This is a genomic window from Pseudomonas sp. DWP3-1-2, assembly GCF_049896285.1.
Taxonomy (GTDB): Bacteria; Pseudomonadota; Gammaproteobacteria; order Pseudomonadales; family Pseudomonadaceae; genus Aquipseudomonas.
Window position 1 is genome coordinate 119,845 of sequence record NZ_JAFCTZ010000003.1, and the last position, 12,824, is coordinate 132,668.

12 protein-coding genes are annotated in these 12,824 nt (G+C 60.3%); 6 read left to right on the forward strand and 6 right to left on the reverse strand.

What is annotated here, in order from left to right:
* Positions 1-73: 73 nt before the first annotated feature.
* The gene (locus tag ACP7B0_RS09480; protein ID WP_426141005.1) at positions 74-1,051 is read right to left on the reverse strand and encodes a FecR domain-containing protein; all 978 of its coding nucleotides are present in this window, start codon (positions 1,049-1,051) and stop codon (positions 74-76) included.
* Positions 1,048-1,551 (reverse strand): sigma-70 family RNA polymerase sigma factor, encoded by a 504-nt coding sequence (locus tag ACP7B0_RS09485; protein WP_426141006.1) that lies wholly within the window; start codon positions 1,549-1,551, stop codon positions 1,048-1,050. The genes ACP7B0_RS09480 and ACP7B0_RS09485 overlap by 4 nt, the downstream gene beginning before the upstream one ends.
* Before the next feature lie 371 nt (positions 1,552-1,922).
* Here ACP7B0_RS09485 and ACP7B0_RS09490 point away from each other — a divergent pair, with 371 nt between their 5' ends.
* A complete protein-coding gene (locus ACP7B0_RS09490) occupies positions 1,923-2,255 on the forward strand; it encodes a DUF3325 domain-containing protein (protein WP_426141008.1) in 333 nt (110 codons plus the stop codon).
* Between the two features lie 336 nt (positions 2,256-2,591).
* On the opposite strand, the gene ACP7B0_RS09495 is transcribed toward ACP7B0_RS09490, so the two are convergent.
* Entirely contained in the window at positions 2,592-3,464 is an 873-nt protein-coding gene (locus ACP7B0_RS09495; RefSeq protein WP_426141009.1) for a helix-turn-helix domain-containing protein, read from the reverse strand.
* A gap of 135 nt (positions 3,465-3,599) precedes the next feature.
* Between ACP7B0_RS09495 and ACP7B0_RS09500 the strand changes: the two genes are divergently transcribed.
* Positions 3,600-4,532 (forward strand): DMT family transporter, encoded by a 933-nt coding sequence (locus tag ACP7B0_RS09500; RefSeq protein WP_426141010.1) that lies wholly within the window; start codon positions 3,600-3,602, stop codon positions 4,530-4,532.
* Positions 4,533-4,544: 12 nt separating this feature from the next.
* Here ACP7B0_RS09500 and ACP7B0_RS09505 read toward each other — a convergent pair whose 3' ends face one another.
* Both ACP7B0_RS09505 and ACP7B0_RS09510 read right to left on the reverse strand, forming a co-directional pair.
* Entirely contained in the window at positions 4,545-5,519 is a 975-nt protein-coding gene (locus tag ACP7B0_RS09505; RefSeq protein WP_426141011.1) for a 2-hydroxyacid dehydrogenase, read from the reverse strand.
* An 85-nt stretch (positions 5,520-5,604) separates the two neighbouring features.
* Positions 5,605-6,552, reverse strand: a complete 948-nt coding sequence (locus ACP7B0_RS09510; RefSeq protein WP_426141012.1) for a LysR family transcriptional regulator — start codon at positions 6,550-6,552, stop codon at positions 5,605-5,607.
* Between the two features lie 181 nt (positions 6,553-6,733).
* On the opposite strand from ACP7B0_RS09510, the gene ACP7B0_RS09515 reads away from it, so the two are divergent.
* The 4 genes from ACP7B0_RS09515 to ACP7B0_RS09530 all read left to right on the forward strand — a co-directional run bounded on the left by ACP7B0_RS09515 (position 6,734) and on the right by ACP7B0_RS09530 (position 11,609).
* Positions 6,734-8,245, forward strand: coding sequence for an efflux transporter outer membrane subunit (locus tag ACP7B0_RS09515; RefSeq protein WP_426141013.1), 1,512 nt, complete (start codon positions 6,734-6,736; stop codon positions 8,243-8,245).
* Positions 8,246-8,372: 127 nt separating this feature from the next.
* Complete coding sequence (locus ACP7B0_RS09520) at positions 8,373-10,547, forward strand: FUSC family protein (protein WP_426141014.1); 2,175 nt, start codon at positions 8,373-8,375, stop codon at positions 10,545-10,547.
* A complete protein-coding gene (locus ACP7B0_RS09525) occupies positions 10,537-10,737 on the forward strand; it encodes a DUF1656 domain-containing protein (protein WP_426141015.1) in 201 nt (66 codons plus the stop codon). The genes ACP7B0_RS09520 and ACP7B0_RS09525 overlap by 11 nt, the downstream gene beginning before the upstream one ends.
* An 8-nt stretch (positions 10,738-10,745) precedes the next feature.
* Entirely contained in the window at positions 10,746-11,609 is an 864-nt protein-coding gene (locus tag ACP7B0_RS09530) for an efflux RND transporter periplasmic adaptor subunit (RefSeq protein WP_426141016.1), read from the forward strand.
* A gap of 95 nt (positions 11,610-11,704) precedes the next feature.
* On the opposite strand, the gene ACP7B0_RS09535 is transcribed toward ACP7B0_RS09530, so the two are convergent.
* A complete protein-coding gene (locus ACP7B0_RS09535; protein ID WP_426141018.1) occupies positions 11,705-12,664 on the reverse strand; it encodes a hypothetical protein in 960 nt (319 codons plus the stop codon).
* Between the last annotated feature and the right edge of the window lie 160 nt (positions 12,665-12,824).

Genomic DNA, 12,824 nt, shown 5'->3' on the forward strand with positions numbered 1-12,824 from the left:
CGGCTCACTGGATGTGAAAAAAATACGTTAGCCGCCACGCGAACCCGTAGGGCCGACCCTTACTGGATGACATTCAAACCCGCGCCTCAACCGTCACCCAATACCGGGTAAACCGCTTGACCCGAACCGGCAGTGCCACTTCCAGCAGATCCAGAATGCGTTCGCTGTCGGCCAGCGGGTAACTGCCGGATATCAACAGGTCGGCCACTTTGGCGTCGCAATCCAGATGGCCCCGTCGGTAGCGGCTGAGTTCGGTGAGGAAATCCTGCAAGCGCATGTGCGCAGCCACCAGCATGCCGTCGGCCCAGGCACCGCTGTTGGCGTCCAGCGCACTGATGGCGTCCCAGGATTGGCGGCCAAAGCTGACCTGCTGCGACGCCTGCAATTGCAATCCCGGCCCTGGAGAACGTTCGGGACTTAGCTGCAAGGTGCCGTTGAACAGCGCCACCTGAGTGCGGCCGTCCCGTTGCCGCACGTCGAAACGACTGCCCGATCCGGTCGAGCGAATGCTGCCTTCGGCCGTGGACACCCGCAGTGGCCGTGGATCATCCGCGACGGTCAGCAGTATTTCGCCCTGTAGCAGTTTGATCAGGCGTTGCTGCCCATCGAAACGCACATCCACCGCGCTGGCGGTGTTCAAGTGCAATTGGCTGCCGTCGGCCAAGGCGATCTTGCGTCGCTGGCCGATGCCGTTGTGAAAGTCCGCCAGCAACGGTTGCAACACCGCCTGTTCACGCAGACCCCAGCCGACCGCAGAGCCTGCACCCAACAACAGCAACAGCTTCAATGCCTGGCGGCGACCACTGGATTTGGGCGCATTGATGGCCGCATGGGCCAGAGGCGAGGACAAACCACTCAAACGCTGATTGACCCGCTGGATATGCGCCCACGCCCTTTGATGTTCGGGGTAGCTGTTCAGCCAGAGTTGCCAGGCCTGCTGGCGGCGCGGGTCGAGGCTGCCGCTCTGCATTTCGATCAGCCAGCTCACCGCCTGCTCGGCAACAGCGGCAGGAATATCGGATTTGTTCAGGGACTCGGTGTTGGGGTTCATATAGCGAAATAACAGCGCAGGGCGGCCTTGTGCAGATGGCGTTTGACGGTGGCGATGGAAATACCCAGTTGCACGGCGATTTCCCCGTGGCTCAGGCCGTCGAGCTGGGACAGCAGAAAGGCGCGCTTGACCGGCAGCGGCAGGCCATCGAGCAGTTGATCCAGCGCCAGCAGGGTTTCCAGAATGATCGCCCGATCCTCCTCGGAAGGCGCGACGCACTCGGGCATTTCCAGCAGGGTCTGGTAGTAGGCGCGCTCCAGATCCTGGCGGCGGTAATGATTGCACAGCACGCGCTTGGCGATTGTGGTCAGGAAGGCGCGGGGTTCGATGATCTGTGCCGTATCCCGAGCCATCAGCACTTTGACGAAGGTGTCCTGAGCCAGATCGGCGGCGCTGTGCGGGCAGCCGAGCCTGCGTCGCAACCAGGTCGTCAGCCAGTTGTGATGGGCGTTATACAAGCCTTCGAGGGTGTTATTGGGCGCGTATTGGGCGATAGGCATGAGCGACTGCAGTCCGCGATGAATCAATAATTGCGGCGATTCTGGCAGAGTCTTTTGCGTATGAGAATATTTATCATTAATATTGCGATCCGTTCGTATGAGGAGTGACGAACCGTTGCACACGATGATCGTCAATCAGGAACCCGCCATGTCACCCCATACCCTTGGATGCGTTGTGTCTTGCCCGTCGCGGTTGGTGTTTGAGTGATCGGGGCCGCCACGACGACCCGGACACAGGGCGGGCCCCGAGCCAAACGCGGCGCTCGTCCTGGCAAAGGCTTGGCGCTTTGCGTGGCTTATCGTCTGGCCGTCACCTCTCGGATTCTCGCGGCGTTGTTGGGCACCACTCAGCTTGAACGCGAGGCTCATTGATGCTCTTGGCAACCGTGTTGTGTTATCTGGGATTTACCGGCCTTTGCCTGTCGATGACTCGACATTATGGCGAGTTGCTGCACAGCAAACTGAGCAACGCCCGTGCCCGGGCGTTGCGCGTCACGGGCTGGCTGGCGCTGGTTCTGTCGTTGTGCGTGGCGGTGAGCGCGACGGGTTGGGGGCCGGGGCTGGTGCAATGGTGTGCGGCGTTGATGGCCAGCGCGCTGGTGCTGATCCTGCTGATTCCTTATCGACCCAGAATGGTATTGACGCTGTCGGCGGCGGGGGTGGTGTTGGGGCCGGTCCTGGCGCTCGGTCAGTGGATGGGTTGAGTGATCGAACCGGCCGGACGCCGTTGATGCCGCGTTTTGGAACGGTTGGCAGCAACAGCATTTGTGGTTCGAAATCCCATCGCAGGCCCCGTGGGACCGGCTTTAGCCGCGAAGGCGATACGCCAGGCGAAAAAACTGCCGGGACCCTACCGGCCTCTTCCCGGCTAAAGCCGGTCCCACGGAGTAATGCCGGAGTGACGGAACTCCTGCGCAGCATGGGCTGGACAAAGGAGATTTTGCCAAGACAAAGAGGCTTTTTGTTTAGAGGCAGCCGTAAGAACGCAAAGGTGAGTACGCGTCACCGCCGATGCCGTATACCCATCCTATCCCAGCCCTTCAACTGAACGCTCGCCGATACTCCCCCGGCGTCCCGCCCACCACCTGTCTGAAGCGATTGTTGAAATGACTGGCGCTGGAAAATCCGCATTCCAGGGCGATCTCGCCAAACGCCTTGTGTGTTGAGCGCAGCAAGTCCCGGGCGTAGGTCAGGCGACGGGCCAGCAGGTATTGGTGGGGCGGCAAGCCGAAGCTTTCGCGGAACATCCGGGCGAAGTGGTATTCGGACAGCGCGCACATGCCAGCCAACTGGCCCAGGCTGAGTGGGTCGGCAAGGTGCGCGTCGATGAACTCCACCAAGTGCCGACGCAGGTGCGGTGCCAGTCCGCCCTTGAGGCGCAGGCCCTCTCGCAAACCTACCTGACTGAGAATCGCGTGGCTGAGCATGTCGTGAGCCACGCTGGTGGTGCGCAGGCGCTCGGCCGGTTCGCTCCAGTCCATCTGGATCAACTGACGAAAGCGACCGGCCTGTTCCGGGTCTTCGAGAAAGGTGTTTTCCTGCAGTTGTAGCGCGCGTGGCTCGCGGTCCAGCAGCGTGATGCAGCTCAGGGCAAACTGCTCCGGGCTTATATAAAGGTGCGCCAGGCGAATCTCGCCGTTGATCACCCAGGCCGACTCGTGCCCGGCGGGCAGGATGCAGAGTTTGCCCGGGCTGCCTTTCTGTTCCGGCTGGTCGCGGCGAAAGGTGCCGGTGCCATCGGCGATATAGCAGGACAGCGTGTGATGGCTGGGCGCGTGATATTCCTGGGCATCGTGGCGGTTGTTCCACAAGGCCGCCATCATGCCGTCGCCCAGCGTGGCGCTCTGCTCAAGTCGGGCGTTGGGTGAACTGCTCAGGGCCTGAAAGACCTGGATGGATTCGATGGCTGACATGGTGTTTTCCTCTACGCCTCGCATCCTACTCCGTGGCTGACCGCCTGCCAGCCATGCAGGCATCAAATGCGCAAGTTTATGCAAGTGACCGAACGGGGCGCGACCCAGACTGGAGGTTCAAACAGGAGTCGCGTCATGAACCTTTCGCTTTATCTGCTCACCGTCCTGATCTGGGGCACCACCTGGATTGCCCTCAAACTGCAGCTCGGCGAGGTGGCGATTGCGGTCTCTATCGTCTATCGGTTTGGCCTGGCGGCGTTGGTGCTGTTTGCGATCCTGCTGCTCAGTGGCCGCCTGCAACCGGTCAATCGGCGAGGGCAGTTGATTTGCATGGCTCAGGGTTTATGCCTGTTTTGCATCAACTTCATGTGCTTTTACTCCGCGAGCCAATGGATCCCCAGCGGCCTGATTGCCGTGGTGTTTTCCACGTCGACGCTGTGGAACGCCCTGAATGCGCGGATCTTTTTTCGCCAGAAAGTCGCCCGTAACGTGCTGGCTGGTGGCGCTCTGGGGTTGATCGGTCTGGCATGTCTGTTCTGGCCGGAATTGTCCGGGCACAGCGCCAGCCGTGAAACCCTGCTCGGCCTAGGGTTGGCCTTGATCGGTACGCTGTGTTTTTCCGCCGGGAATATGCTGTCCAGCCTGCAACAGAAAGCCGGGCTGCGACCGCTGACCACCAATGCCTGGGGCATGTTTTACGGGGCTGCCGTGCTCAGCCTGTACTGCGTGTTCAGCGGCACGCCGTTCTCGTTCGAATGGAACACGCGCTACATCGGCTCGTTGTTGTATCTAGTGATTCTCGGCTCGGTGGTGGGCTTCACGGCTTATCTGACGCTGGTCGGTCGCATGGGCCCGGAACGGGCGGCGTACTGCACGGTGCTGTTCCCGGTGGTGGCGCTGAACATCTCGGCCTTTGTGGAAGGCTATCAATGGACCGCGCCCGCACTGATGGGGCTCGTGTTAGTCATGCTGGGCAATGTGTTGGTATTCAGGAAGCCGAAGGCGCACGTTGTCGCTGTCGAGGATCCCTTTGGAACGCCGCCCGCTCGCGCCAAAGGGGCTTTGTGAGCGCGTGTTATCTCAACCCTTCCACACCTGCGGATTAACCAGGTTCTGCGGCTTTTCACCCAGCAGGGCGCTGCGCAGGTTGGTGTAGGCAAGATCGGCCATGGCCTGGCGGGTTTCGGTGGTGGCCGAGCCGATATGGGGCAGGGTGACCGCGTTGCTCAGGCTGAACAGGGGCGACTCGCTCAGTGGTTCTTTCTCGTAAACGTCCAGGCCAGCGCCGCGAATCGTGCCGTTTTGCAGCGCCTGGATCAGCGCAGGCTCATCGACGACAGGGCCACGGGAGATGTTGATCAGGATGGCGCTGGATTTCATCAGGCCCAGTTCGCGGCTGCTGATCAGGTGCTTGGTCTTTTCGCTCAAGGGGACGACCAGACAGACGAAGTCCGACTCTGCCAACAGCTGATCAAGGCTGCGAAATTGTGCGCCCAGTTCCTGCTCCAGCTCGGTCTTGCGACTGTTGCCGCTGTACAGGATCGGCATGTTGAAGCCCAGTCGGCCACGACGTGCCACGGCAGCGCCGATATTGCCCATGCCGACGATGCCCAGCGTTTTGCCATACACATCGGTGCCGAACTGCGCGGCTTCAACACTGCGTTTCCACTGGCCGGCCTTGGTCCAGGCGTCCAGTTCCGCCACGCGGCGGGCGCTGCTCATGATCAACGAGAAGCCCAGATCAGCGGTGCTTTCGGTCAGCACGTCCGGGGTGTTGGTCAGCATGATCCCGCGTTCGGTCAGATAGCTGACATCGTAGTTGTCGTACCCCACCGAAATGCTCGACACCACTTCCAGTCGGGTCGCCGAGGCCAGTTGCTCGCGGCCCAGCGCGCGACCGGCCCCGATCATGCCGTGGCATTGCGGCAGCGCTTCATTGAACTGGGCGTTCATGTCGCCGCGTTTCGGGTCGGGCACGATCACGTTGAAATCCTGTTCAAGCCTTTCGGCCATTTCAGGGGATACGCGGCTGAAGGCAAGCACGGTCTTTTTCATCGGGGCAGTCACTCTCGGACGGTTCGAATGGATAGCACGCTAACATTCTTCCCCACCCTGTGCCCATCCTTGGGCACGGGGTTTTTCAAGGCAGCGAGACCAGCGCGTGCTTCTGCAGGTCGGCTTCGTGGGCGGCGAGAATTTCCGGCAGGGAGCCGCGCAGGTACTCCACCCAGGTTTTGATCTTGGCATCCAGGTACTGCCGCGAAGGGTAAATCGCGTACAGATTCAATTCCTGGGAGCGGTAGTCGGACAGCACCCGCACCAGCGTGCCGTTGCGCAGACCTTCGATAGCGGAATAAATCGGCAGGATGCCCACGCCCATGCCGCTGCAAATCGCTGCTTTCATGGCGTCGGCCGAGTTGACCAGGAAGGGCGAGGAGTTGATGGTGACCATCTCCTGGCCCTCGGGGCCGTCGAACAGCCACTTCTCCAGCGGGAATACCGGGCTGACCAGGCGCAGGCACGCATGGTTGAGCAGGTCCGTCGGCTTGACGGGCACGCCAAAGCTTTTGACGTAGGCAGGGGAGGCGCAAACGATGCTGTACGTGATCCCCAAACGCTGGGACACAAAGCCCGAATCCGGCAGCTCGCTGGCCAGCACGATGGACACGTCATAGCCTTCTTCGAGCAAGTCCGGCACGCGGTTGCTCATGGTCAGGTCAAACGCCACGTCCGGGTGATTGCGCCGGTAGCGGGCGATGGCATCAATCACGTAATGCTGGCCGACACCGGACATCGAATGCACCTTGAGCTGGCCAGCGGGGCGCGCATGGGCGTCGCTGGCTTCGGCTTCGGCTTCTTCGACGTAGCCCAGGATCTGCTCGCAGCGCAATAAATAACGCTTGCCCGCTTCGGTCAGCGCGATGCGGCGCGTAGTGCGGTTGAGCAGCCGGGTTTGCAAATGAGCTTCAAGATTTGAAACGGCACGCGAGACGTTCGCGGTGGTGGTATCCAGTTGTACTGCCGCAGCGGTAAAGCTTCCCGCTTGCGCCACACAACTGAAAGCGCGCATGTTTTGCAGGGTGTCCATGGGCATTTCTCTGATGAGATAGCAAATTGTGACAGAAAGTTACTGATCCATGTCACCCAGACCAAAGGATTATTCCCCGTTCGGTAACAAAGAATCGCAGTTACCCCGGCTTATCGGTTGGCATGGGGCCGCCTAGAATCGCGGCCTTAGCGCTCGTTCATTCAAGTCGGGATTTGCAGCAGTGCCGCTTCGCATCATCAGAGGGCTCAAGCCCCTCAGTGTCTTGGCTTTAACCTTCGTTATCAGCGGCTGCATTGGAACCGGTGGAATCGCGCCTCAAGGCCGCTCATTGCCTGCCAATAGCCTGGCCACCGACGAGGCGATTCAAAGCGCCGCCCGGGACGCCCATTGGCCAGTCGCCCAGTGGTGGCGCGCCTATGGCGATGCGCAGCTCAATCATTGGATCGAACTCGCCGCCCAGGGCAACCCGAGCCTGGCCATGGCCGCCGCTCGAGTGCGGGAAGCGCGAGCCATGGCCGGTATTGCCGAGTCGGCCGAGTCATTGCACATCACCGGCGATTCTTCCCTGAAACGACATAATTGGGGCGATGATCAGTTCTACGGCCCTGGCAATCTGGCCAACGCCACCACCTGGGACAACAGCGCCTCGTTGGGGCTGAGTTATTCCCTTGATCTGTGGGGCCGCGAAAGCAATGCCAGCGAGCGCGCGCTGGACATGGCGCACATGAGCGTTGCCCAGGAGCGCCAGGCGCAGCTGGAGTTGCAGGACAACATCGTGCGCGCTTACATCCAGTTGTCGCTCCACTACGCCGAGCGCGACATCGCCGAAGCGACGCTTGAGCAGCAGAAGCAATTGCTGGATCTCGCCCAGCGTCGTCTGAGGGGTGGCATTGGCACGCATTTCGAAGTCAGCCAGGCAGAGACGCCGCTGCCGGAAACCCATCGGCAGATCGATTCCCTGGACGAGTCCATTGCCCTGAGTCGTAACCAGTTGGCGGCGCTGGCGGGCAAAGGGCCGGGTGCAGGCGCAACACTGCAACGCCCGACCTTGTCACTGCAGACCCCATTGAAACTGCCTTCGGCGCTGCCCGCGCAGTTGCTGGGTCAGCGTCCCGATGTGGTTGCCAGTCGCTGGCGGGTGGCGGCTCAGGCGCGGGGGATTGATGTCGCCCACGCCGGTTTTTACCCCAACGTCGATCTGGTGGGCAGCCTGGGTTATGTGGCGACCGGCGGTGGCATGCTGGAATTCCTCGCGGGCAAGAAATTCAACTACAGCGTCGGCCCTGCGGTGAGCCTGCCGATCTTCGATGGCGGACGCCTGCGCTCGGAACTGGGCGAAGCAGCGGCCGGTTACGATGTTGCGGTGGCGCAGTACAACCAGACACTGGTGACGGCGCTCAAGAGCATCTCCGACCAATTGATTCGCCGTGAGTCCATGGACAAGCAACAGGCGTTCGCCAGCGAATCCGTGGCCTCCGCCCAGAAGACCTACGACATCGCCATGATTGCCTTTCAACGCGGACTGACGGATTACCTCAACGTGCTTAACGCCCAGACCCTGTTGTTTCGCCAGCAGCAGATCCAGCAGCAAGTCCAGGCCGCACGGCTGAGCGCCCATGCTCAGCTGGTGGTCGCGCTGGGTGGCGGGTTGTCCGCGGGCGACGATTCGCCCGGCGAAGAAAAAACCCGGGCACCCAAGACGCCTGCGGCGTTGGCGGCGTTTGATCGATGAACATGCTTTCAGAAACCCGTTGGAGCGCGGCTTGCCCGCGAAGCAATCGCCGCACAGGTGCAGGCACACCGCGTTGTCGTTCTTCGCGGGCAAGGTGGAGCGCCACCCCGGTCGCTCCAACTGTCCTATGAATCGCATCACTTCCCTCCCATGGCGCCGGGAATTCTTCAGCTGGGCGCGCAGCGATGGGGTGACCTGGATCTACATCTTCAAGGTGCTGATCGCCGCCTTTGGTACCTACTGGCTGGCCTTGCGCCTGGAGTTGCCGCAGCCGCGCACGGCAATGATCACGGTGTTCATCGTCATGCAGCCGCAAAGCGGCCATGTGTTCGCCAAGAGTTTTTATCGCTTGCTGGGCACCCTGGCCGGTTCCACCGTGATGGTGGTGCTGATGGCGTTGTTCGCGCAGAACTCCGAGCTGTTTCTTGGCAGCCTGGCGATCTGGGTGGGGTTCTGTTCGGCGGGGGCGGCGCGGTATCGCAACTTTCGCGCCTACGGCTTCGTGCTGGCCGGTTATACCGCGGCGATGGTCGGTTTGCCCGCCCTGGCGCACCCGGAAGGCTCATTCATGGCCGCCGTGTGGCGGGTGCTGGAAATTTCTTTGGGCATCATCTGCTCCACGGCGGTCACGGCGGCCATCTTGCCCCAGAGTTCTGCCGCCGCGATGCGCAACGCGCTCTACCTGCGTTTCGGCGTCTTCGCCCGTTTTGTTGCCGATGGCTTGCGCGGCAACCATGAACGGGCGGCGTTCGAGACCGGCAATGTGCGCTTCATTGCCGAAGCCGTTGGCCTGGAAGGCTTGCGCAGCGTGACCATGTTCGAAGACCCGCACATGCGCCGCCGCAATGGCCGGCTCAACCGCCTGAACAGCGAATTCATGGCCATCACCACGCGCTTCAATGCCCTGCACCAATTACTGGAGCGCCTGCGGGCCGAAGGTGTCACGCCAGTAGCGACTGCCGCTGAACCGGGCCTGAGCGCGCTGGCCGAACTGCTCGACCGTTTTGCCGACCGGGCGCTGACCACCGACGATGCCGCGCTTCTGGTCACCGAGTTGGAACAGTTCAAGGCTGACTTGCCCGCCCGCGTACGCAGCCAGCGCGCCGCACTGGAACAGACCACGCCGGGCGAAGCCGACCTGCTGGATTTTCATACCGCATACGAACTGCTGTACCGCCTGGTCAATGACATGCATGACTATGCCCAGACCCATGCATCACTGGCGGATCACAATCATGCGCGGGAGCAGTGGCAGGAGTCGTTCCTGCCCAAGACCAACTGGATGACGGCCCTGGCGGCAGGGCTGCGCGCGACGTTCATTCTGTCGATCATGAGCGCCTACTGGGTGGCGACCGCCTGGCCCAGCGGCGCGACCATGACGTTGGTGTCAGCGGCCACCGTGGCGTTATCGGCCACCACCAACAATCCCCGGCGCATGTCGTTCCAGATGGCCTGCGGCACCTTGCTGGGCGCGCTGCTGGGCTTCACCGAAACCTTCTTTATTTTCCCGTTCATCGACGGTTTCCCGTTGCTGTGCGTGTTCCTCGCGCCGGTGTTCATGCTTGGCGCGTTTCTGGGTTCGCGTCCGCAATGGTCCGGCTACGGGTTGGGTTTGTTGATGTTCTTCAGCATGGGCTCGGTGCCGGACAACCTGACGCTCTACAACCCTTACGTATTCGTCAACGATTACATCGCCATGATCATTGGCATGCTGTTGTGCGCGGCGGCGGGGGCGATCATTTTGCCGCCCAACAGCCGCTGGATGTGGCGTCGCCTTGAAGATGATCTGCGTCGGCAAGTGGTGTTCGCCATCAGCGCACCCTTGAGTCGCCTGGGTTCGAGTTTCGAAAGCCAGACCCGCGACCTGATGCATCAGGCGTATGGTCTTGCAGCGGGCAAACCGCAGGTGCAGCGGGAGTTGCTGCGCTGGATGTTCGTTGTGCTGGAAATCGGCCACGCCATCATCGAGTTGCGTCGCGAGCAGGACATTCTGCCGATCCACCCCAGCTACGCGCCTTCGCAATCCTGGCGACTGGCGATCCGGGTCATGGGGCGCTCCCTGATCCGGCTGTTCATTCAGCCCGACCAGAGCAATCTGGAGCGCTGTCTGGTGGCGGTCGATCATGCCATCAGTCGCGTGCAGGCCACCGACGAGCCGTTCGCCCCGCACTTTGATACGTCAGCGCTGCGCAGGGTGAAAAGCTACCTGCACTTCATTCGCTCCTCGTTGCTCGATCCGCAATCACCTCTGGCCGCCTACGCCCCCGACAGCCGGCCGCAAGGACTCCTTCATGCCGCGTGAAATCGCTTTTCATGGCTTGTACATGCCCATTGTGACCGTGATGTTCCTGATTGCCATGGTGCTGGCCTGGGGGCTGGACCGGGTACTTTCCGGGTTCGACCTGTACCGCTTTTTCTGGCACCCGGCGCTGCTCCGCTTGAGCCTGTTCGTGTGTATTTTCGGCGCGATGGCGCTGACTGTTTATCGTTGAGAACCGTGATGAAAAAGCTCTTCAGTCTGCTTGCCACGTTACTGGTCCTGGCCCTGGCCATCTGGATCGGTCGCACCTTGTGGGTTCACTACATGGACACCCCGTGGACCCGCGATGGCCGGGTTCGTGCCGACATCATCAACGTCGCGGCGGATGTCACCGGCACGGTGGTCGACGTGCCCGTGCGTGATAACCAACAAGTGAAAAAGGGCGATCTGTTGATGCAGATTGATCCCGAGCACTATCAAGTCGCGGTGAAGGAAGCCCAGGCGCTGGTGGCATCCCGCAAGGCCACCTGGGAAATGCGCAAGGTCAACGCCAAACGCCGCGCCGACATGGACAACCTGGTGATATCCACCGAAAGCCGCGACGACGCCGGCAACATCGCCACCTCCGCCCAGGCCGATTACCAACTGGCCGTTGCTCAACTGGAAGCGGCCGAACTGAACCTGCGGCGCACCCGAGTGCTGGCGGCAGTGGACGGTTATGTCACCAACCTCAACGTGCATCGCGGTGACTATGCGCGCATGGGCGAGGCGAAGATGGCGGTGGTGGACATGAACTCGTTCTGGGTCTACGGCTTTTTCGAAGAAACCAAACTCCCGCACATCCGCGTCGGTGATCTGGCTGACATGCAACTGATGAGCGGCCAGTTGCTTAAAGGTCACGTGGAAAGCATCGCCCGAGGCATCTACGACCGCGACAACCCGCAAAGCCGCGAACTGATCGCCGACGTCAACCCGACCTTCAACTGGGTCCGCCTGGCCCAGCGCGTCCCGGTGCGCATCCACCTGGATCACGTGCCGGAGGACGTGTTCTTGTCGGCAGGAACGACCTGCACGGTGATTGTGAATCCGGGTGGGGATCGATGACCGCAATCGAAAGATGTACCTCGTGGGACCGGCTTTAGCCGGGAAGAGGTCAGGGCGTTCGCTGCATCTGCATCGCCTGAAATACCCCTTCCCGGCTAAAGCCGGTCCCACGGTGTCAGGCGCGACGCTATCGCTGCCTCGCGGTGCGAATGAGCTCCACAGGTCGCTCGTTGTCGAAAAAATCGCTCAACGTGCTTCGACCCGAACCGCTGCCTGTATTCGTTCAGGCAGGCCTTTGTCGCTTCTTTGATAGCGCTCAAAAACCTGGTTCGCAGAAGGCTGCCAAGAATGACTTCGAGTCCAAGTGTGCTGTAATCGGGCTTCCCGGCCCCCCCGTAGGCAGTAAGATTATTCCCCGGTTTGTAGAGCTCGCAATGAACAACTTCGTTAGCCTGGATGTTGTTCTCCCTGACAGTCTTGCTCCAGTCAAGACTTCGTCCGGGGTCGGACAATCCCGGAGCACCGATTTGAAGCCAGGGAATGTGATAAGTCTTCATTTCCTTGCCCTTCAGTAACGTAGCGTCTTTTGTTGTGCTGTCCCAAACTGCATTTAAAGGTATCTCGTCGTAAAGTGCTGTACTGATACATTCCAAGAAAAGATTTTCACCTTTGAATTTCTTCACTAACAATGCATGGAGAATAGCTAGCGGGTCATCGAGATCGGCATAGTAGGTGACTTTCATGCATTTGTAGTCAGACTCCAGGATGTGCGCGGTTGATGAGTTGCTTCCGATGACGGTGAATGTTTTAACGCGAGTCGCATTGGGGCTGCTTTCGATAATAGTGCTTGGAGGTAAATGGGCGACGTTGACAGGTAGTAGATAAAGGTCACCGATATTCTTTTTATAAGCAACCATTTGCTCTCCTGTAGAAGCTACATCAAGCGCCTGCACGGCCGCAGGATCGTAAAGGCATAATTTCCAGTCCAGCGCAGGAGTCAATGCCGAAAAATTCTTTGGGACGGCGTCAGAGATATTAAAAAACTCTGTACCGTTAGTTATCATAGGCATTCCGTAAGCGTCATATTGGATTCGTGCTGTTTTTAAAGTAGTCATGATGGTTCGTTCTCTCGTCTTTGATTTGACCTCGACATGATGAGTCAGTGCGCGGCCTTGTCTCTCAACTCCTGTAACTCCTGTAACTCTTTCTTGGCAAAAAGAGGTTGTACGTGCTGACCTGTCCATGCCGTAAACTGAGATAAGGTGCGTTTATGCA